The 19,112-nt window shown below is 67.5% G+C and carries 18 protein-coding genes; 6 read left to right on the top strand and 12 right to left on the bottom strand.

Annotated features, from left to right (window positions below):
* Positions 1-8 precede the first annotated feature (8 nt).
* The 3 genes from GTK09_RS09635 (at position 9) to lpdA (ending at position 2,904) form a co-directional block, all read left to right on the top strand.
* On the top strand, positions 9-764 hold the full coding sequence (locus tag GTK09_RS09635) for an SDR family oxidoreductase (RefSeq protein WP_163462938.1): 756 nt from the start codon (positions 9-11) through the stop codon (positions 762-764).
* Positions 761-1,300: a hypothetical protein gene (locus GTK09_RS09630; RefSeq protein ID WP_163462937.1), complete on the top strand. Its 540-nt coding sequence runs from the start codon at positions 761-763 to the stop codon at positions 1,298-1,300. The genes GTK09_RS09635 and GTK09_RS09630 overlap by 4 nt, the downstream gene beginning before the upstream one ends.
* 194 nt (positions 1,301-1,494) lie before the next feature.
* Positions 1,495-2,904 (top strand): dihydrolipoyl dehydrogenase, encoded by a 1,410-nt coding sequence (gene lpdA, locus GTK09_RS09625; protein WP_163462936.1) that lies wholly within the window; start codon positions 1,495-1,497, stop codon positions 2,902-2,904.
* A 25-nt stretch (positions 2,905-2,929) separates the two neighbouring features.
* Here lpdA and GTK09_RS09620 read toward each other — a convergent pair whose 3' ends face one another.
* The 3 genes from GTK09_RS09620 to GTK09_RS09610 all read right to left on the bottom strand — a co-directional run bounded on the left by GTK09_RS09620 (position 2,930) and on the right by GTK09_RS09610 (position 8,402).
* Positions 2,930-3,850 carry a DMT family transporter gene (locus GTK09_RS09620; protein WP_163463042.1) on the bottom strand — a complete coding sequence of 307 codons (921 nt, stop codon included), beginning with the start codon at positions 3,848-3,850 and terminating at the stop codon, positions 2,930-2,932.
* A gap of 242 nt (positions 3,851-4,092) precedes the next feature.
* The gene (locus tag GTK09_RS09615) at positions 4,093-7,242 is read right to left on the bottom strand and encodes an efflux RND transporter permease subunit (RefSeq protein WP_163462935.1); all 3,150 of its coding nucleotides are present in this window, start codon (positions 7,240-7,242) and stop codon (positions 4,093-4,095) included.
* Entirely contained in the window at positions 7,239-8,402 is a 1,164-nt protein-coding gene (locus tag GTK09_RS09610; protein ID WP_163462934.1) for an efflux RND transporter periplasmic adaptor subunit, read from the bottom strand. Before GTK09_RS09610 ends, GTK09_RS09615 begins: the two co-directional genes overlap by 4 nt.
* A gap of 93 nt (positions 8,403-8,495) precedes the next feature.
* On the opposite strand from GTK09_RS09610, the gene GTK09_RS09605 reads away from it, so the two are divergent.
* The gene (locus GTK09_RS09605; RefSeq protein ID WP_203560956.1) at positions 8,496-9,149 is read left to right on the top strand and encodes a TetR family transcriptional regulator; all 654 of its coding nucleotides are present in this window, start codon (positions 8,496-8,498) and stop codon (positions 9,147-9,149) included.
* Here the strand turns inward: GTK09_RS09605 and GTK09_RS09600 are convergent.
* The 3 genes from GTK09_RS09600 to GTK09_RS09590 all read right to left on the bottom strand — a co-directional run bounded on the left by GTK09_RS09600 (position 9,133) and on the right by GTK09_RS09590 (position 12,322).
* Positions 9,133-9,507, bottom strand: coding sequence for a BLUF domain-containing protein (locus GTK09_RS09600; RefSeq protein WP_163462932.1), 375 nt, complete (start codon positions 9,505-9,507; stop codon positions 9,133-9,135). The genes GTK09_RS09605 and GTK09_RS09600 overlap by 17 nt on opposite strands.
* Positions 9,508-9,737: 230 nt before the next feature.
* Positions 9,738-10,139 carry a DUF1850 domain-containing protein gene (locus tag GTK09_RS09595; protein ID WP_163462931.1) on the bottom strand — a complete coding sequence of 134 codons (402 nt, stop codon included), beginning with the start codon at positions 10,137-10,139 and terminating at the stop codon, positions 9,738-9,740.
* Positions 10,136-12,322 carry a TRAP transporter permease gene (locus GTK09_RS09590; RefSeq protein ID WP_163462930.1) on the bottom strand — a complete coding sequence of 729 codons (2,187 nt, stop codon included), beginning with the start codon at positions 12,320-12,322 and terminating at the stop codon, positions 10,136-10,138. Before GTK09_RS09590 ends, GTK09_RS09595 begins: the two co-directional genes overlap by 4 nt.
* A gap of 247 nt (positions 12,323-12,569) precedes the next feature.
* On the opposite strand from GTK09_RS09590, the gene GTK09_RS09585 reads away from it, so the two are divergent.
* Complete coding sequence (locus GTK09_RS09585) at positions 12,570-13,481, top strand: universal stress protein (RefSeq protein ID WP_163462929.1); 912 nt, start codon at positions 12,570-12,572, stop codon at positions 13,479-13,481.
* 63 nt (positions 13,482-13,544) lie between these two features.
* Here the strand turns inward: GTK09_RS09585 and GTK09_RS09580 are convergent, their stop codons facing one another.
* Together GTK09_RS09580 and GTK09_RS09575 are read right to left on the bottom strand one after the other, a co-directional pair.
* Positions 13,545-13,949, bottom strand: a complete 405-nt coding sequence (locus tag GTK09_RS09580; protein ID WP_281353354.1) for a MerR family transcriptional regulator — start codon at positions 13,947-13,949, stop codon at positions 13,545-13,547.
* A gap of 180 nt (positions 13,950-14,129) precedes the next feature.
* The gene (locus GTK09_RS09575) at positions 14,130-14,471 is read right to left on the bottom strand and encodes a hypothetical protein (protein ID WP_163462927.1); all 342 of its coding nucleotides are present in this window, start codon (positions 14,469-14,471) and stop codon (positions 14,130-14,132) included.
* Positions 14,472-14,728: 257 nt separating this feature from the next.
* Here GTK09_RS09575 and GTK09_RS09570 point away from each other — a divergent pair, with 257 nt between their 5' ends.
* Positions 14,729-15,670, top strand: coding sequence for a nucleoside hydrolase (locus GTK09_RS09570; RefSeq protein ID WP_163462926.1), 942 nt, complete (start codon positions 14,729-14,731; stop codon positions 15,668-15,670).
* A gap of 74 nt (positions 15,671-15,744) precedes the next feature.
* On the opposite strand, the gene deoA is transcribed toward GTK09_RS09570, so the two are convergent.
* Genes deoA through GTK09_RS09550 form a run of 4 tightly spaced genes read right to left on the bottom strand, consistent with a single transcriptional unit; the run spans position 15,745 to position 19,076 of the window.
* A complete protein-coding gene (deoA, locus tag GTK09_RS09565) occupies positions 15,745-17,055 on the bottom strand; it encodes a thymidine phosphorylase (protein ID WP_163462925.1) in 1,311 nt (436 codons plus the stop codon).
* 41 nt (positions 17,056-17,096) lie between these two features.
* Entirely contained in the window at positions 17,097-17,858 is a 762-nt protein-coding gene (deoC, locus tag GTK09_RS09560) for a deoxyribose-phosphate aldolase (RefSeq protein ID WP_163462924.1), read from the bottom strand.
* A complete protein-coding gene (locus tag GTK09_RS09555; RefSeq protein ID WP_163462923.1) occupies positions 17,851-18,657 on the bottom strand; it encodes a purine-nucleoside phosphorylase in 807 nt (268 codons plus the stop codon). Before GTK09_RS09555 ends, deoC begins: the two co-directional genes overlap by 8 nt.
* On the bottom strand, positions 18,654-19,076 hold the full coding sequence (locus GTK09_RS09550) for a cytidine deaminase (RefSeq protein ID WP_163462922.1): 423 nt from the start codon (positions 19,074-19,076) through the stop codon (positions 18,654-18,656). Before GTK09_RS09550 ends, GTK09_RS09555 begins: the two co-directional genes overlap by 4 nt.
* Between the last annotated feature and the right edge of the window lie 36 nt (positions 19,077-19,112).

Genomic DNA, 19,112 nt, shown 5'->3' with positions numbered 1-19,112 from the left:
CGGACACCATGCCAGACGTCATGATCGTCACCGGCGGCTCGCGCGGCATCGGCGCGGCGACCGCCATCCTCGGTGCGAAGGCCGGCTATGCCGTCGTCGTCAACTATGCGTCGAACCGGGAGGCCGCCGACAAGGTCGTCGCCGCGATCGCGGCCGACGGCGGCAGCGCCATCGCCGTCAGGGGCGACGTCGGCGTCGAGGCGGACATCCTGGCGATCTTCGAGGCGGCCGACCGGTTCGGGACGCTGACTGCGCTGGTCAACAATGCTGGCGTCGTCGATGCGGCCCTGCCGCTTGCCGAAATGAGCGCGGCGCGCCTCGACCGGATGTTCCGCATCAACGTCACGGGCAGCCTCCTCTGCGCCCGCGAGGCCGTGCGCCGCATGGCGACGAGCCGCGGCGGCAAGGGCGGCGGCATCGTCAATCTTTCTTCCGTCGCGGCCAAGCTCGGCGGGCCCGGCCAGTATGTCGACTACGCCGCCAGCAAGGGCGCGATCGACACCTTCACCGTCGGCCTCGCCAAGGAAGTGATCGACGAGGGCATCCGGGTCGGCGCGGTCCGGCCGGGCATCATCGACACTGACATCCATGCCTCCGGCGGCCAGCCGAACCGCGTCGCCGAACTCGGCCCCGGCCTGCCCATGCGCCGGGCCGGCACGGCGGAGGAGGTGGCGAAGGCGATCCTCTGGCTGTTGTCGGAGGAGGCGAGCTATTCCACCGGGGCGATCATCGACGTGTCCGGCGCAAGGTCCATCCTGCCATGACCAAATTCCATGTCGCCCTAGTGGTCGGTGCCGCCGCCTGCGTGTCCCTCGCCGGGCCGGCCTTCGCAATCGACCAGTCGCTGCCGGCAGCGACGGAGGAGGCCCCGGCGGCTCAGGCGGACTACATGGACGACCGCTCCACGCCGGTCTCGCTCATCGGCTCGCTCTACAACGCCATCGATCGGCACGAATATCTGCGCGCCTGGAGCTATTTTGCCGAGGATTCCGGTCGCCCGGAGTTCGAGGCGTTCCAGAAGGGCTACGAGACCACCGGTGGTGTCAGGCTGAAGCTCGGCGAGCCGGTCAGCGACGGCGCGGCCGGCTCCATCTACACCTCGGTGCCGACGGTGATCGAGGCGACGGGCACCGACGGTTCCGTGCGGGTGTTCTCCGGCTGCTACGTCACGCGCTTCGTCCAGCCGGCCAACCAGGCGACGCCACCCTTCGTGCCGCTGCAGGTTTCCAAGGCAACACTGCGGCCGGCCCGCACCAAGTTCGACGAAACCTCGGGCGACTGCCCGGCGAACGGTGAGTAAGAGGCGCTCGGCTGCGTTCCCGTCGAGACCTCGGGAAAGGCACCGGGAATTCCCGGTCGGCGCCTTCCCGCGGTCCGGCGATGCGCCGGCGGGGGTTGCAAGCCGCGGCGTCCCGTCGGAAATAGAGCCCGGATTTTTGCCTCATACAGCGGCCTCGTCGCCCGTCCCGCAAACAGACTGGAAGAACACTCCCCATGGCTGACACCTTCGATCTCGTCGTCATCGGCTCCGGCCCCGGCGGCTATGTCTGCGCCATCAAGGCGGCGCAGCTCGGCCTCACGGTCGCCGTCGTCGAGAAGCGCAAGACCTATGGCGGTACCTGCCTGAATGTCGGCTGCATTCCCTCGAAGGCGCTGCTCTATGCCTCGGAGACCTTCGCGGCGGCCGGCCATTCCTTCGGCCAGCTCGGCATCGAGGTGGAGCCGAAGCTGAACCTCGACCAGATGATGGCCCACAAGGACAAGACGGTGAAGTCGAACGTCGACGGCGTCGCCTTCCTGTTCAAGAAGAACAAGATCACCGGCGTCATCGGCACCGGCAGGATCAAGTCGGCCGGAACGGTCGAGGTCACCAAGGAAGACGGCTCGACCGAGACGCTTGCGGCGAAGAACATCTGCATCGCCACGGGTTCGGACGTCGCCGGCATTCCTGGCCTCGACGTCACATTCGACGAGACCACCATCGTCTCCTCCGACCATGCCATCGCGCTGCCAAAGGTGCCGGAGAAGCTGGTGGTCGTCGGTGGTGGCGTCATCGGTCTCGAGCTCGGCTCGGTCTGGGCGCGGCTCGGCGCCAAGGTGACGGTGGTGGAATTCCTCGACAAGATCCTCGGCCCGATGGACCAGGAGGTCTCGACGGCGTTCCAGAAGCTGCTCGTCAAGCAGGGGCTCGAATTCAGGCTCGGTGCCAAGGTGACCGGCGTCGAAAAGAGCGAGACGGGGGCCAGGGTCACCTTCGAGCCGGTCAAGGGCGGCGAGGCGGAGACCCTCGACGCCGACGTCGTGCTGGTGGCGACGGGCCGCAAGCCCTACACCGAAGGCCTCGGCCTGAAGGAAGCCGGGGTGAAGCTCGACGAACGCGGCCGGGTGGAGATCGATCAGCACTTCAAGACCAATGTCGACGGCATCTACGCCATCGGCGACGTGGTGAAGGGCGCGATGCTCGCCCACAAGGCCGAAGACGAGGGCGTGGCCCTGGCCGAGATCCTCGCCGGCCAGGCCGGCCACGTGAACTACGACGCCATCCCCTCGGTGGTCTACACCGAGCCGGAAGTCGCCTCGGTCGGCAAGACCGAGGAGGAGCTGAAGAAGGCCGGCGTCGACTACAAGGTCGGGAAGTTCCCGTTCATGGCCAATGGCCGGGCGAGGGCGATGCTGAAGACCGACGGCTTCGTGAAGATCCTGGTCGACGCCAAGACCGACCGGGTGCTGGGCGCCCATATCCTCGGCGCGGATGCCGGCGACCTGATCGCCGAAGTTGCTCTTCTCATGGAGTTCGGCGGCGCCTCGGAAGACCTTGCCCGCACCTCTCACGCCCATCCGACGCTGTCGGAAGCCGTGCGCGAGGCGGCCTTCGCGGCGTTTGCCAAGCCGATCCACATCTGATCGCAGTCGCCGATCGCAGCAGACTTCACGCGGGGCGTCTTCGGGCGCCCCGTTTCGTTGCGATGGTGCGCCACGCCCGCCCGTCGATCGCGGCGAGGCCGAGCCCGATCAGCACCATGCCGGCGATATGCTGGGGCAGGAGCACTTCACCGAGGAAGAGGATGCCGAGCAGGATCGCGCTCACCGGGATCAGGAAGGTGACGAGCATGATGTTCGTCGCTCCGGCCGAGGCAAGCACGCGGAAGAACAGGATGTAGGCGAGTGCCGTGCAAAGGAGGGCGATGCCGAGAACGGCGCCGATCGTCGCCGCGCCGGGCATGGCGAGCGTCCAGGGGCGGTCGATGAGGAGGGCGGCCGGCAGGAGGATCAGCGAGGAGGCCGAGACCTGGCCTGCCGCCGTCGCCAGCGGCGAGATGCCCATGCGCTTGAACCGCCGTCCGAACACTCCGGCAAAGGCATAGCAGAGCGCCGCGCCGAGGCAGGCGATCTCGGCCAGCGTATCGGAGCCCGGCGAGAGAATCGCCGCCGGGCCAATCAGGACGACGACGCCGAGAAAGCCGGCGACGACGCCGGCCAGCTTGTTGGCGGTGAGCTTCTCGTCGCTGGTGAGCGCATTGGCGACGATGACGCCGAACAGCGGTGTCGTGGCGTTGAGGATCGCTGCAAGGCCTGATGCGATGTGAGTCTGGCTCCAGACGAACAGCGAGAAAGGCAGGGCATTGTTGAGGACGCCCATGCCAAGAAAGGCGAGGAGAACCGTCGGGCGGGCCGGAAAGGCGATGCCGAGAACCCGCATCACGGCCAAAAGCGCCAGAGCCGCCAGCCCCACGCGCAGAGCGACGATGGTGAAGACCGGCAGCTCTCGGACGGCGATCTCGACGAAGAAGAACGCCCCGCCCCAGATGATCGAAAGCGCAATCAGAAGCGACCAGTCCTCGCCGCTCATGGATTTTGCGGCGGGTGCAGCATCGCCCGTTGACGCCGGTGTCGCTGCCGCCCTGGCCGGGCCGGGTTCCTCGTTCGCCATCATGGTTCGCTTTCCGCTGCTGATGCGGCGAAGGATTGGACGAGGATGCGGCGCTCGGCCACCCGTTTTTCGCAACTTGGCCGGAGAGGCGAACGAAAAAAAGGGCGGGCGCCGGTCAGGGAGCGCCCGCCCATCTTCTCGGCGCCTGCCGACGATACGCGTTACTCTGCCGGTTGCGGCGCCGGAAGCTGGTTGGTTCGGCCCTCGCTGCCGTCGGTCTTCTTCCGGTCGCGGGCGAGCAGGCGGTAGAACAGCGGAATGAAGAAGATCGCGACGAAGGTCGCGGCCAGCATGCCACCGATGACGCCAGTGCCGATCGAATGGCGCGAGGCGGAGCCAGCGCCGGTCGAAATGGCCAGAGGCACGACGCCGAGGATGAAGGCGAGGGATGTCATGACGATCGGCCGAAAGCGCAGCTTTGCCCCTTCCAGCGCCGCGTCGAAGGCGGACAGGCCTTCCTCGCGTTTCAGGACGGCGAATTCGACGATCAGGATGGCATTCTTCGCGGCCAGCCCGATCAGCGTCACCAGGCCGATCTGGAAATAGACGTCGTTGTCGAGGCCGCGCAACCAGATCGCCAGCAGCGCCCCGAAAACGGCGAAGGGCACGGCGAGGAGAACGGCGATCGGCAGGGTCCAACGCTCGTATTGCGCGGCGAGGATCAAAAAGACCATCAGGATGCCGAAGCCCATGGCGATCGCGCCGGTGCCGCCGGCCTGGATCTCCTGATAGGCCGAGCCCGTCCAGGCGATCTCGTAGCCCTCCGGCAGGTTCTTCGCCGCGACCTCCTGCATCGCCGCGAGCGCCTGACCCGACGAATAGCCCGGCGCCGGTCCACCGGAAATCTTCGCGGCGTTGAAGGCGTTGAAGCGCTCGATGAGGTCCGGCCCGACGACCCGCTTGACGTCGAGCAGCGTGTCGAGCGGGATCATCGAACCGTTCGTCGCCTGGACATAGACGAAGCGCAGGTCCTCCGGCGTCTTGCGGAAGTCGGCTTCCGACTGCAGCGTCACCCGGTAGTTGCGGCCGAGCAGCGTGAAGTCGTTGACGTAGAGCGTGCCGAAGGTCGCCTGCATGGTGGTGAAGATCGACGAGATCGGAACGTTCAGCGACTTTGCCTTCTGCCGGTCGACGTCGATGCGGTATTGCGGGACGTTGGCCGAGAAGGAGGTGCGCACGCCGGCGAGTTCGGGCCGCTCGGCGGCTGCCGCGATCATGGCGTTGGCCGCCTCAAGTAGCGCTTCCGAGCCGCCGCCGCGGCGGTCCTGGACGAACAGCTCGAAACCGCCGGTGGTCGACAGGCCCTGGATCGGCGGCGGGTTGAAGGCGAGGATCATGCCGTCCTGGACGCCTGCATTCATGCCGATGAACGGCCCGACGAGATTGCGCGCGTCGAGAGTGGGGTCCTCGCGCTGCGCCCAGTCCTTCAGTGTGATGAAGGCGACGCCGGCCGAGGTCTTCTGGACGCCGGCCAGAAGGTCGAAGCCGGCGAAGGCGGTGACGTCCTGGACCGCCGGATGCTTGCGCAGGTTGGCGACCATCTGGTCCATGACCTTGGTGGTGCGCTGCAGCGAGGCGGCAGGCGGCAGGATGGCGACGGCGAAGTTGATGCCCTGGTCCTCGTCGGGGACCAGCGAACCGGGCAGCGTCTGCATGAAGTGCCAGATGCCGAAGGACAGCGCCCCCAACACGACGAGCGCCAGCACCGCCCGGCGCATGATGAAGGCGACGCCCGCCCCATAGGCGTTGGTGAGCTTGGTAAAGCCGGCGTTGAACCAGCGGAACGGCGCGATCGGCCGGCTGTGCGAGGGCCGCAGGATCACCGAGCAGAGCGCCGGCGTCAGCGACAGGGCGACGATGCCCGAGATCGTCACGGAGACGGCGATGGTCAGGGCGAATTGCCGGTACATGGTGCCGGCGAGACCGCCGAGAAACGCCACCGGCACGAAGACGGCGCACAGCACCAGCACGATGGCGATGACCGGGCCGGTCACCTCGCTCATCGCCTTGGCCGTGGCCTCCTTGGGCGGCAGCCCTTCCGTCGCCATGATGCGTTCGACGTTTTCGAGGACCACGATGGCATCGTCGACGACGATACCGATGGCCAGCACCAGGCCGAACAGCGTCAGGAGGTTGATTGAGAAGCCGAAGGCGAGCAGCGCGCCGAAGGTGCCGAGGATCGACACCGGCACGGCGAGCATCGGGATCAGCGTCGCCCGGAACGACTGCAGGAAGACGAAGACGACGAGGAAGACCAGCACCATCGCCTCGATGAAGGTGTGGATCACCTCGGTGATGGAGGCCTGGATGAACTTGGTGGTGTCGAAGGGGATCGCCCAGGAAATGCCCTGTGGGAAGGCCGCCTCGAGCTCGCTCATCCGCACGTTGACGGCCTCGATGGTGGCCAGCGCGTTGGCACCCGGCTGCAGGTAAATGCCGATCGGCACGGCCGGCGTGCCGTTGTAGGAGCCGTTGAAGCCGTAGTCCTGGGCGCCGAGTTCGACGCGGGCAACGTCCTTCAGGAGCAGCGACGAGCCGTTCTCGTCGGATTTGAGGATGATCTTCTCGAAGGATTCGACGTCCGGCAGCCGGCCCTCGGTCGTGACCGAATAGGTGAAGGCGAGGTCGCCGCCCGACGGCGGTGCGCCGAACTGGCCGGCCGCGAACTGGGAATTCTGATCGCGGATCGCCGTCGCGACATCGGTCGGCGTCAGCCCGTATTGGGCGAGCCGGTCCGGCTGCAGCCAGATGCGCATCGAATAGTTGCGGGCGCCGAAGAGCTGCGCCTCGCCGATGCCGGGGATGCGCTTCAATTCGTCGAGAACGTAGAGGAGAGCGTAGTTCGACACATAGGTCGAATCGTAACGGGGGTCCTGCGACGCCATGGTGATGACGGCGAGGATCTGCGACGAGCGCTTGGCGACCGTGACGCCCAGTCGCTGCACCTCCTCCGGCAGGGAGGCGGTCGCCTGCTGGACGCGGTTGTTGACGTTGATCGTCGCCTGGTCCGGATCGGTGCCGGAGGCGAAGGTCACCGCGATCGACGCCGTTCCCGTGGATGAATTCGTCGACTGCATGTAGATCATGTCCTCGACGCCGTTGATCTGCTGCTCGATCGGCGCTGACACGGTCTGGGCGAGGGTTTCGGCGCTGGCGCCGGGATAGCTGGCTGTGACCACCACCTGGGGCGGCACGAGCTGTGGATATTGCTCGATCGGCATCGCGTTCATCGCGAGGATGCCGCCGAGCGTGATGATGACCGAGATGACGACGGCGAAGATCGGCCGGTCGACGAAGAAGCGGGAATTCATCGCTGCGCCGTCTCCTTGGTGGTCGCCGCGTCTTCGCCGCCATCGGTCGCGACCGGCTCCACCGGTGCACCGGGACGTACCTTGACGACACCCTTGGTGATCAACTTGTCGCCGGCCTTCAGGCCCGATTTGACGAGATAGCCGTCGGCGATCTGCCGGTCGATCTCGATCGGGGCGACGGCGGCGACGTTCTTGTCGTCGACGGTATAGACGAAGACGCCCTGCGGACCCTGCATCAGCGCTTCGGCGGGAATGAGGATCGCATCGCGGGCGACGAGGCCGTTGAGCTTGAGCCGGACGAACTGACCGGGCAGGAGCTTGCCGTTCGGATTGGGCATCACCGCGCGCGACAGGATGGTGCCCGTCTCGGTGTCGATCGACGTCGAGGTGAAGTCGATCCGGCCGGTCTCGCCATAGTTCGCGCCGTCGCCGAAGACGATTTCCACCGTCAGTTCGGAGACCTCATCCACCCCTTCGAGCGTGCTTCTCGCGACCATTTCGCGGATCGTCGCGGCTTCCGTGTCTGCGGCCGAGAAGTTGGCGTAGACAGGATCGATCTGGCTGATCTTGGTGAGAAGATCGCCGGTCGAAAGCAGCGAGCCCTCCGGAACCTGCTCCAGTCTGGTGATGCCGCCGACGGGCGCCGTGACCGTCGCGTAGTCGAGCGAGAGCTGCGCGGTGCGCAGCTGCGCCTCGGCCGCCTCGACCTGCGCCTCGGCAAGTTCGCGCGCCGAGACCGCGTCGTCGAGTGTCGACTGGCTCGAGGCGCCGCGCTTGGTCAGTGCCAAGGCCCGCTCTTCGCTGCGCCGCGCCTGGGAGAGCTGCGCCTCGGCCTGGGCGACCTGTGCTTTGGCGAGGGCGACCTGTGCCTGATAGGTGGCCGGATCGATCCGGAACAACAGATCGCCCTTCTCGACCCTCGCGCCCTCTTCGAATTCGCGGCCGAGCAGGATGCCGCCGACCCGTGCTCGAACCTCCACCTCGCGCGATGCGACGATGCGACCGGGATATTCGTAGACGACCGGAACGTCCTTCGCCTCGAGCGTCACGACGGTGACCTGCGGCGGCGGCATGTTCGGTGCCTGCGCTGCGGCATGAAGGGACGAAGACAGGAGCGCGGTCACGACGAAGACCGCCCTGCACAAGCTAAGCAATTGCATGGAAAAGCCTTTCCGCGGCCGAACCAGAGCGTCGGCCATGTTGCAATGCAACTAAAATACATGCATGTATGTATGGAGGCAAGGAGGCATCGGTTGCGCAAGACGAAGGAATGCGCGGACAGGACGCGGGAGGCGATCCTCGACGCGGCGGAAGCGGTGTTCTTCCGTCAGGGCGTCGCCACCACCAGCTTGTCGCAGATCGCCGCCGAAGCCGGCCTGACCCGCGGCGCGATCTACTGGCATTTCGCCAACAAGCTCGATCTTTTCAAGGCCATGCAGAATCGCGCCCATCTGCCGAAGGAGCGGTTCTTCAACGCCGACACGCTGCTGGCCGCCGCCGACGTCCTCTCGGCGCTGTTCGACGCCACCCTGGAGGTGCTTCGCTTCGCGCCGACCGACGAGCGTGGCAAGAAGGTCTACACCATCCTGTTGTTCCGCTGCGAATATATCGGCGAGATGCAGGAGGCGCTGGCCCACATGCGCGCCAACGAGGACGACTTCTGCGTCCGCATCGAGCGGATCTTCGCCAAGGCGGCGGCGGAGGGCGGATTGTCGGAGGCCTGGACGGTCGACACCGCCTCCAGCGCCTATTGCGCTGCGGTCCACGGGCTGTTCGCGCACTGGCTGAAGACCGACGAGGGCTTCGATCTCCTGGCGACCGGCCGGCCGATGCTTCACGCGTTGTTCGCGAGCTTTCGGCTCACGAGCGCCGCCGCCGAGTGCTCCTGCGCTATCCGAGGCGCATGACGAGGGGCTCGGCGGAACTGTCGCCGGTGCCGTATTTCTCCTCGATCGCCAGGGCGATCATGTAGAGATCGGAGGGGGTCATGGGCGTCAACCCGAACCCGTCGAACTGCGATGCCTTGATGTCCGCTCGCGACTGCAGGACGACGCCGGAATGGCGCGGGTCGGAGCGGATCTTCAGGAAGAGTTCGTCGACCTTGTGGCGGGGACCCTCGAGAATCTGGGTGATCATCCGTCCGTCGAAGGCGATGGCGCCGCTGATTTGCGATTCGAGATTCTTCTTTCGGGCATGGGCGAGGATGTCGGCGAATTCTTCCGCCGTCAGTCCGTCTGCCATGCTGGTATAGGAGATGTGCCGCATCTGCGCCCCATACGAACACGTCGCGGATCAGCCGCGACGCGAGACCCTGGTTGCGGTGGCGCCGCATCCTGATCCAAGCTGTCGTCTCAAGACATGATCAGACCGGTTTCGCAGGGCGGGCCGGCATCATGCTTCACGGATGGCGCCAACTCCAACAATGTCCGACATCAACGCGGCTGAAACGCTAAGGATCTCGGACGGGCAAGTCCACCCTTGGCTCGTTGCCCGGCTTATCTTCGGCCGCGTTCCGGCGCGGCCGTTGCCGGTTCCGGCGCCGGGCACCAGCGGATGACGACGGGCGGGCCGGGGTCGCGGCCGAGTTCGAGGCAGGGCGACCCTTTCGCGCAGAGCCGCCAGCCGCCGCCCGTCGCGCCCGATGCGGCGAGGGCGAGTTCGGGCACCGGCACGCGTTTGAGCTCGTAGACATAGGCGCCGCCTTCCAGCCGGGCGTCGTCCGGCGGCTCCATGCCGGCGCCCGAGCCTTCGATCCGCCCTTGCGTGACTGTCAGCCCGTCCGGCCCGGCGGTCCAATGCTCTTCCCAGCGGGTCTTTTCCACCGAATGGGTCCAGGACAGGGTGAAGGCGCTGGCGGCGATCGCCATCGTCTTGCCGGCGGAGAGGATGCAGATCATTCGGCCGGCGAGCGTCCGGGGCGCCGGCCCGCCTGCACTTCGGCCGGCTTCGGCCCCTTCGGAGCCGCGACCTCATCGGGCCGGCCGCGGAGGTAGAAATGCAGGCCGATCACCGCGGCGGCGAGCGCGAAGCCGATCTCGTCTGTCAGCGGCAGGGCGGCGATGAGGGTGAAGGAGGCGGCAGCGGCGAGGATGCGCTGCCACCACGGCATCGGTGCGGCGAGATAACCGATCGCCGCCGCGCCCCACAGCCCGATGGCGAGGCAGGCCTTGAAGACGATGTAGACGACCGCGAGCGGGTAGCCGATCTCGGCCGCCAGCGGTCCCCCGTCCTGCAGCATCAGGGCCGGGGTATAGACCGCCATGAAGGGGATGACGAAGCCGGCGAGCGCGACCTTGATCGCCTCGAAGGAGATCCTCAGTCCCGGCGCCTTGGCGATCGGCGCCGCCGCGAAACAGGCGAGCGCGACGGGTGGCGTCAGGTCGGCGAGGATGCCGAAATAGAAGACGAACATGTGGCTGACGATCAGCGGCACGCCGAGCGCCAGCAGCGCCGGGCCGGCGATCGAGGAGGTGATGATGTAGTTCGGTATCGTCGGGATGCCCATGCCGAGGATGATGCAGGTGATCATCGTCAGGACCAGCGACAGGAACAGCGACGTGTCGCCGACCGAGACGATGAACTGGCCGAAGGTGTTGGCGACGCCGGTCAGCGTCATCGTGCCGACGATGATGCCGACGATGGCGCAGGCGATGCCGACCGGAAGCGCGGTCTTGGCGCCGTCGGCCAGCGCGTCGCGCACCGCGATCAGCGTCTCGCGGCCGCCCTTGAAGACGGCGCAGGCGGCGACGAGGACGGCAAGCGCGACGACGATCGGCAGGATGCCGTATTCGAAGAAGGCAGCGGCCGAAACGCCGATGGCGATCCAGAAGACGACGCGGATGGCGAGCCCCGGCATGCGCATGGCGAGCGGCGCGCCGAGGATGAGAAGGGCCGTCAGCGCGAGGCCGATGGTGCCGGCATAGAGCGGCGTGTAGCCGGCGAAGAGCAGCCAGACGAGGACGGCGAGCGGCAGGATCAGATACCAGCCGGTCTTCAGCGCGCCCCAGGCCGAGGGGAGTTCCCCCTTGGACAGGCCGAGCAGGTTGCGCTTGCCGGCCTCCAGATGGACCATCCAGAACACCGAGGCGAAATACAGCACCGCCGGGATCAGCGCCGCCTTCACCACCTCGGCATAGGCGACGTCGAGGGTCTCTGCCATGATGAAGGCGACGGCGCCCATCACCGGCGGCATGATCTGCCCGCCCATCGAGGCCGTCGCCTCGACGCCGCCGGCAAATTCCGGCCGATATCCGAAGCGCTTCATGAGCGGGATCGTGAACTGGCCGGTGGTGACGACGTTGGCGACGCCGGAGCCCGAGATCGTCCCCATCAGGCCGGAGGAGAACACCGCCACCTTCGCCGCACCGCCCTTCGCCCCGCCGACGAGGCCGAGGGCGACGTCGGTGAACAGCTTGATCATCCCCGCCCGTTCGAGGAACGAGCCGAACAGGATGAACAGGAAGATGTAGCTGGACGAGACGTAGGTCGGGATGCCGTAGATGCCCTCGGTGCCGAAGGCCATGTGGTCGATCACCTGAGAGAAGTCGTAGCCCCGCGTGACGAAGGGCGAGGGGAGATATTCGCCGAACAGGCAATAGCCGAGGAACAGCCCGGCGATGATCGGCAATGCCGGGCCCATGATCCGCCAGGTGGCGACGAAGAGGACGGCGAGGGCGGCAACCCCGACGACGGTGTCGGTGACCAGCGGCGATCCGGCGCGGAAGATCAGCGCCTTGTATTCCCACCACTGATAGGCGGCGACGGCCATGCCGAGGAGGCCGAGAGCCCAGAAGACCGCCCGCAGCGCCTTCGGCTCGTTGCGCACGGCGGCCACCAGCGGCAGGCCGAGAAGGCACAGGAAGCCGACATGGACGGCGCGCACGATCTGGCTCGGCAGATCCCACAGATGCGCGGCGGTGAGCAGCTGGAAGGTCGAGAAGGCGATGGCGATCAGGAACAGCAGGCGGCCTTCCGGCGACATCGGAAAGCTGGAGGCGAGGGGATCGTGCAGCTCGGCCTGTTCGCCGTCGATGGCGAGGTTGGCGCCGGGGTTCTTCTGGCTGGTCTCGTGGTGGCTCATGCCGGCCGACCCCTCCCAAGGTGCTGGTGGAGAGGACATTAGCCGCAGGCCGGGCCAAGGGCAAACCGGCAAGTCGTTCGCGGACCGACCGAAATCGTCGCGGCGTCCGGCGAGGCTTCCAGCCGGCGATCGCCTCCCCCGGGGCCCGTCAATCCTGGCGCAGTTGCAAGGCGGCGGTCTTTCGGATCATGCTGTGCGCTGCGGCATGATCCGCGAACGATCCTCCGGGCGGAAGAGGCGAGGGCAGATGAAAGTGATTCTGGTGCCGGCGGAAGGCCACGACGACAGCGAGCATGCCCTGCGCATGGCAGCGGGGGTCGCGCGGCGGTTCGCCGGGCGCATCGAATGCTTCGCCCTGCAGATGCCGCCGCTCGTCAACCTCACCTGGGATCCCGCCGGCGTCGCCATCATGAGCGGCGCCGATCTCGACCATCGCCGCACCCGCGAGGAGGCGAAGCGCCTCGCCGCCCGTATCATGTCGGAGGAGGAGGTGCCGCTCGAGCCGCTACCGGACGAATCGGCCGGCGACGACGCGCGGGAGGGGGCCCCGTCCGGCATGATGACGACGGGCGTAGCCGGCATGGGCGCCGTTTCCGGCCCCGCCTGGTCCTGGAACGACAAGACCATGGCGGGCGACGCCTTTCTCGGCGCCTACGGCCGGGCTTTCGATCTCACGGTCGTCTGTCGTCCACGGCCGGACGGCGCCTCGATCACCACCCTCGAATCGGCATTGTTCGAGAGCGGCGGGCCGATCCTGATCGCGCCGCCGCGCCGGGTGGAAAAGACCTTCGGCGAGACCATCGCCGTCGCCTGGAACGGCTCCAGCGAGACGGCCCGCACCATCGCCTTCGCGCGGCCGTTCCTGCGCGCGGCCAAACGGGTGGTCGTACTTGCCGACGACGGTGGCCTGAACGATCAGCCGTCCGGCGCGATGATCCGGCGGCGTCTGGCGGCGAGCGGCGTTCCGGTCGAGCTCAGGACGATCGCGGGGGGTGGCATCCGCTCGGGCGAGACGATCCTGAAGGAAGCCGCCGCTCTCGGCGCCGATCTTCTCTTGAAAGGTGCCTACACCCAGAGCCGGCTACGCCAGATGATCTTCGGCGGGGCGACCAGCCAGATCCTGGCGAAGGCCGAAATTCCGGTCTTCATGGCGCATTGAGGCGGCCCGACCCTCGCGGATCGCGGTCGGTCGAGGCCGACCGACCGGGCGGACACCGGCTCGTCAGCCGCCATGCAGGTTGCCGTCGTCCTGCGCGGTGATCTCGCCATTGACCTCCGTGAGGGTCTCTTCCATCAGCTCGAGGACCTTTTCGAGCTCGCGGCATTGCTCGCGCAGGAGCTCGCGCTGCTCCGACAGGCGCGAGCGCAGGCCATGCAGATTCTTGCGCCGGCCGCGCGGGGCTTCCAGAAGTTCGACGATCTCCTTCACCTCGACCAACGCGAAGCCGAGCGCCTTGAACCGGGTGATCAGCTTCAGCCGCTCCCGGTCCTTGGCGGAATAGACCCGCAGCGCTCCGCGCCGGACCGGACGGACGAGGCCCCGCTCCTCATAGTAGCGGAGCGTCCGCAACGTCAGGCCGAACTCGCGTTCCATGTCTTTGATCGAGTACGTCGTATCTTCTTGCATGATCTCGTCAGTCGCTGCCGGACGCGGCGTTCAAAAGGTCGGGGTGCGGCGGATCGTCGCCCGGGAATGCCGAAGGAAAGCTCAAGATATTCGTTCGAATTCGAGCCATTCCGGACAAAATCGTCACTCTGACTGACATTATTACCGGCCGGTGGAGCGGCTCGCCGCGCCGCCGCCGGCCTATTGCATGACGGTCGAAACAAGGTTTTCGGACGGCTCGCCTTCGGCCCGCCAGGCGAGCTTGAAGAAGGCCTCGAGGAAGTCAAGCCACTCCCGATCGACGAAGGTGACGGCCAGCTGACCCTTGTGGTCGTGCATCGCCACGACGACACGCGGCGGCAGGCGCCGGCCCTCGACCAGCAGGAACAACATCTGGGCCAGGGCGTAGCTTCGGCGCAAGCGTTCGATGCGGTCGGGCTCGTCGTTCTGCCGATGGGCTTCGAACACCGGCAGGTACTCGGCCGAGAGCTGCCGCTCCTCGACGCCGTCGCAGTCGTTCAGGTGCCATTCCTCGAGTTTCATGTCGCGCAATCCCACTCCGCCCCAAGGCGAACCTACAGCGACGGGCGGAATTTGAAACCGTCGATGCGCGATTGTCGTCAGGCTCTGCCCGGTCGGGCCGCGCCGCGGACCGTTCGCCTGGTGCTGCCGCGCTATCCAAACTCCCGAAAACTTGCCATAGGCAGGGCCGCAAGGCGGCCCGTCGGCGGAGCCCGTTCGCGGCGAGCCGCAATGGTCGCCGAGGCCGCCCGATTTCGATGGGACAGGAGACCGAGACCATGGGAACCCGCGCCGTCATCTTCGACACCGATCCCGGCCAGGACGACGCGGTGGCGATCCTCGCCGCGCTCGCCTCGCCCGAACTCGAGGTGCTCGGCATCTCGACCGTTGCCGGCAACATCCCGCTCGACCTCACGACGAAGAACGCCCTGAAGCTCGTAGAACTCGCCGGCCGGACCGACGTCCCGGTTCACGCCGGCTGCGACCGGCCGCTCGGCCGCGCCCTCGTCACCGCCGAACACGTGCATGGCGAAACCGGCCTCGACGGGCCGGATCTTCCCGAGCCGGCGACGAAGGCGGGCGCCGCCCACGGCGCCGACTTCATCATCGAGACGGTGCGCTCGCGCGAAGCCGGCACGGTGACGCTGCTCACCCTCGGGCCACTGACCAACGTCGCGCTCGCCTTCGCCAAGGCGCCGGACATCGTTTCGCGGCTTCAGGGCCTGGTGATGATGGGCGGCGGCTGCTTCGAGGGCGGCAACATCACGCCAGCGGCGGAATTCAACGTCTATGTCGATCCGGAGGCCGCCGCGATGGTGTTCCGCTCCGGCGTTCCCATCACCGTCCTGTCGCTCGACGTCACCCACAAGATGCGCTCGACCAAGGAGCGGATCGCCGCCTTCCGCGATCTCGGCAACGCAGCGGGCAAGGCGGTGGCGGCGATGCTGACCTTTTCCGAGCGCTTCGACGTCGAGAAGTACGATTGGGAGGGCGCGCCGCTGCACGACCCCTCAGTCACCGCCTATGTGCTCGACCCCGACATGTTCGAGGGCCGGGACGTGAACGTCGAGATCGAGACCGGCAGCCCGCTCACTCGCGGCATGACCGTCGTCGACTATTGGGGCGTCACCGGCCGCGCGAAGAACGCCTTCTGGGTGCGCTCGGGAGATTCCGACCGGTTCTTTGCCCTGTTGACGGAGCGGATCGGCCGGCTGCCATAGGGCGATGGGGGGCAACCCAAAGAAGCGCCTCAGGATGAGGGCGCGTCAGGCGGTGCACGGGGCGCGGACCTGCTTCACCCGATCCGTCCCAGCACCGGCTCGCCCGTCTCCACCGCAGTCTCGCCCAGCCCATACGCCGCTCGCACTCGCGCGGCGGCGCGCTGAAAGCCTGCCTCGTCGCGGGCGTGGATGAGCGCGAGCGGCTCGTCCCTCGCAATGGCCTGTCCAATCTCGGCGAGTGCCGTCAGCCCGACGGCATGGTCGATCGCTTCCTCCGGCAGACGGCGTCCGCCGCCGAGTTCGACGACCGCTAGGCCGAGCGCCCTGGCGTCGACGGTCGTGACGATGGCGGCCTCGGCGGCGGGGACGGGGCGCACCAGCGGCGCCTGCGGCAGGTATGCCGCCGTCCGTCCGACGAAATCCGCCGGCCCGCCGAGGCGCGACACCATCCGGCCGAAGCGCTCGGCGGCGGCGCCGGAATCGAGCGCCCGGCGCGCGATGGCGAGCCCGGCTTCGACATTCGGCGCGAGGCCCGATAGGGTCAGCATTTCGGCCGCGAGCGCCAGCGTCACCGTCTCCAGCCGACGGTCCCGGTGTTTGCCTATGAGGAAATCCACGGCGTTCGCGACCTCGACGGCGTTGCCGGCAGTTGATGCCAGTGCCTGGTCCATGCGGGTGATCAGCGCGGCGGTCTTCAGGCCGGCGCCGTTCGCCACGGCGACGAGGGTTTCGGCGAGATCGCGCGCCGCAGCCTCCTCCGCCATGAAGGCGCCGGAGCCGGTCTTGACGTCGAGGACGAGGGCGGAAAGCCCTTCGGCGAGCTTCTTCGAAAGGATCGAGGCGACGATCAGCGGCACCGATTCCACCGTCGCCGTGACGTCCCGCACCCGGTAGAAGCGCCCGTCGGCCGGCGCGAGCCGCGCCGTCTGGCCGACGATGGCGCAGCCGACCTCGGTGACGGTCCGCCGGAACGTCTCGCTATCGGGAACGATGGTGTAGCCGGGGATCGCCTCCAGCTTGTCGAGCGTGCCGCCGGTGTGGCCGAGGCCGCGGCCGGAGATCATCGGCACCGCGGCGCCGCAAGCCGCCAGGATCGGCGCCAGCATGAGCGAGACGTTGTCGCCGATGCCCCCCGTCGAATGCTTGTCGACGACGGGCCGGTCGAGGCCCGGCCAGACCATGACCTCGCCCGAGTCGCGCATCGCCTCGGTGAGCGCGACGGTTTCGCAGCGCGTGAGCCCGCGAAAGATCACCGCCATGGCGAAGGCGGCGATCTGGGCATCGGAGAGGCTGCCGTCGGAAATGCCGGCGACGAAGGTTCTGATCTCGTCCGCAGAGAGGGAATTTCCGTCGCGCTTCCTGGCGATGATTTCCTGGGGGAGCATCAGGGGAACGACGACCTCCGGTGTGGGCGCGCAGCCATGTCCTAGTAGCCCGCCTTGCCGCCTGGCCGCTCCGTCCCCGTCGCGACTGCCAGGAGATCGGCCAGCACTCCGGAGACGCCCAGCCGGAACCGCTCCGGCGTCGGATAGTCGAGGCCGCAGATCGTTTCGGCGAGGCGCAGGTATCCGTCGGCGTCCTCGAAGGTCCGGATTCCGCCGGCCGGCTTCAAGCCGACGGTGCCGCCGGCCTTGGCGATCTCTTCGAGAAGAATAGTTGCCGAGGCGGGCGTCGCGTTCACCTGCACTTTGCCGGTCGAGGTCTTGAGGAAATCCGCGCCGCCCGCCAGCGCCGCATGGCAGGCGGCGCGGATCGTCGACTCGTCGTAGAGCCTGCCGGTCTCAAGGATGGTCTTCAGCTTCGCGTGGCCGCAATTGGCCCGGATGGTGCGCACCTGCGCCTCGACGAAGCCCGGATCCTCGGCGACGCGGTCATAGGCGACGACGAGGTCGATCTCGTCGGCTCCGTCGGCGATGGCCTTGTGAGTCTCGGCGAGCGTCGCATCGATGTCGTCGGCGCCGAGCGGGAAGTTGACCACCGTCGCGACCTTGATGCGGGCCGAAAGCTCGCGCCGGGCAAACCCGACGAAGGCCGGCCAGATGCAGATCGCCGCGATCGGGCCGACGGGCGTCTCCGCCCTGCCGCAGAGCGCGGCGACGTCGGCCTCGCTGCAGTCGTCGTTGAGGTTGGTGAGGTCCAGCCGGGCGATCAGCGCCTCGGCTCGTCTGGATTGTGTCCCGTCAGTCATCGAACGCGCCCTCCTGCAACATCGTCTCGACGATGCGCGACAGCCGCGCTCCGCCCCGCGGCGCCATCTCTTTCGTCTCCGCATGGGAAAGCTCGGCGCCGGTCATGCCCGCCCCGAAATTGGTGATCACCGACGCGGCGACCACCTTCAGGCCGAAGAAGCGCGCGAGGATCGTCTCCGGCACGGTCGACATGCCGACGGCGTCGGCGCCGAGGAGGCGAGCCATACGGATCTCGGCCGGCGTCTCGAAGGAGGGGCCGGAAAACCACATGTAGACGCCGCCGAACACCGGTTCGCCGAGGGTCTCGGCGGCCGCCGCGAGGCCGGCGCGAAGGTCGGGATCATAGGCGCTCGTCATGCCGACGAAGCGGGCGTCGGAGGCTTCACCGATCAAGGGGTTCATCCCCGAGAACGCGATGTGGTCCTCGATGATCATCACCGAACCCGGCGGAATGTCCTGGCGCACGGAACCGGCCGAATTGGTCAGAAGCAGCCTGCCGATGCCGAGGCCGGCAATGGCTTCGATCACCGGGCGCATCGCCGCCGCGTCGCCGCGCTCGTAATAATGGACGCGGCCGGACACGATCAGCACCTCGCGGCCGGCGAGCCGTCCGAGGAGGATCTCGCCGGCATGGCCGCTGACGGAGCTTTGGGGAAAGCCGGGGATCTCGGCAAAGGGGATGCGGGCCGCGATCTCCACCCATTCGGCGAGATCGCCGAGGCCGGAGCCGAGCACCATGGCGACGATCGGCCGGGCGCCGGCGAGCCGGCCCTTCAGGAAATCGGCCGCCGCGCTCACGCGCTGCCCTGATCGGCTGGGACTTCGAGCGAATCCGTCGCGAAGGAGTGCGGCAGGAGTTCGCCCATGGTGACGGTCTCGACGACGCCGGTCGTCACGTCGCAAAGGTGGACCCTGGTCGAGGGCGCGGAAAACTCGGCAAGCCGCTGTCGGCAGCCGCCGCAAGGACTGCAGGCGACGAGCTTCTCGGCGACCACCGCGACCTCGGCGATCTTCCGGCTGCCGCCGGCCATGACCATCCGGGCGATGGCGCTGGTTTCGGCGCACCAGCCCTCGGGAAAGCTGACGATCTCGATATTGCAGCCGGAATGGACGCTGCCGTCCTCGGCGAGAATCGCCGCGCCGACGGGAAAGCGCGAATAGGGGGCGTGGGCCTTGGCCATCGCCTGCTTGGCCGCCTCGAAGAGGTGTGTCGTCATGGGTCCGCTCTCGCATGGTCGTCACGGGTGTGCATC

This window comes from Jiella pacifica (assembly GCF_010500815.1).
In the GTDB taxonomy this organism is placed as follows: domain Bacteria; phylum Pseudomonadota; class Alphaproteobacteria; order Rhizobiales; family Rhizobiaceae; genus Jiella; species Jiella pacifica.
Note: the sequence above shows the minus strand (reverse complement) of the source record. Positions and strands in the feature narration are given on the sequence as shown.

Coding starts and splice junctions, on each gene's coding strand:
- lpdA (WP_163462936.1), top strand. CDS start 1,495: ATGGCTGACACCTTCGATCTCGTCGTCATCGGCTCCGGCCCCGGCGGC.
- GTK09_RS09580 (WP_281353354.1), bottom strand. CDS start 13,949: ATGCAAGAAGATACGACGTACTCGATCAAAGACATGGAACGCGAGTTC.
- GTK09_RS09600 (WP_163462932.1), bottom strand. CDS start 9,507: ATGCGGCACATCTCCTATACCAGCATGGCAGACGGACTGACGGCGGAA.
- deoC (WP_163462924.1), bottom strand. CDS start 17,858: ATGACTGACGGGACACAATCCAGACGAGCCGAGGCGCTGATCGCCCGG.
- GTK09_RS09595 (WP_163462931.1), bottom strand. CDS start 10,139: ATGATCTGCATCCTCTCCGCCGGCAAGACGATGGCGATCGCCGCCAGC.
- GTK09_RS09610 (WP_163462934.1), bottom strand. CDS start 8,402: ATGCAATTGCTTAGCTTGTGCAGGGCGGTCTTCGTCGTGACCGCGCTC.
- GTK09_RS09575 (WP_163462927.1), bottom strand. CDS start 14,471: ATGAAACTCGAGGAATGGCACCTGAACGACTGCGACGGCGTCGAGGAG.
- GTK09_RS09570 (WP_163462926.1), top strand. CDS start 14,729: ATGGGAACCCGCGCCGTCATCTTCGACACCGATCCCGGCCAGGACGAC.
- GTK09_RS09635 (WP_163462938.1), top strand. CDS start 9: ATGCCAGACGTCATGATCGTCACCGGCGGCTCGCGCGGCATCGGCGCG.
- GTK09_RS09630 (WP_163462937.1), top strand. CDS start 761: ATGACCAAATTCCATGTCGCCCTAGTGGTCGGTGCCGCCGCCTGCGTG.
- GTK09_RS09550 (WP_163462922.1), bottom strand. CDS start 19,076: ATGACGACACACCTCTTCGAGGCGGCCAAGCAGGCGATGGCCAAGGCC.
- GTK09_RS09585 (WP_163462929.1), top strand. CDS start 12,570: ATGAAAGTGATTCTGGTGCCGGCGGAAGGCCACGACGACAGCGAGCAT.
- deoA (WP_163462925.1), bottom strand. CDS start 17,055: ATGCTCCCCCAGGAAATCATCGCCAGGAAGCGCGACGGAAATTCCCTC.
- GTK09_RS09590 (WP_163462930.1), bottom strand. CDS start 12,322: ATGAGCCACCACGAGACCAGCCAGAAGAACCCCGGCGCCAACCTCGCC.
- GTK09_RS09620 (WP_163463042.1), bottom strand. CDS start 3,850: ATGAGCGGCGAGGACTGGTCGCTTCTGATTGCGCTTTCGATCATCTGG.
- GTK09_RS09615 (WP_163462935.1), bottom strand. CDS start 7,242: ATGAATTCCCGCTTCTTCGTCGACCGGCCGATCTTCGCCGTCGTCATC.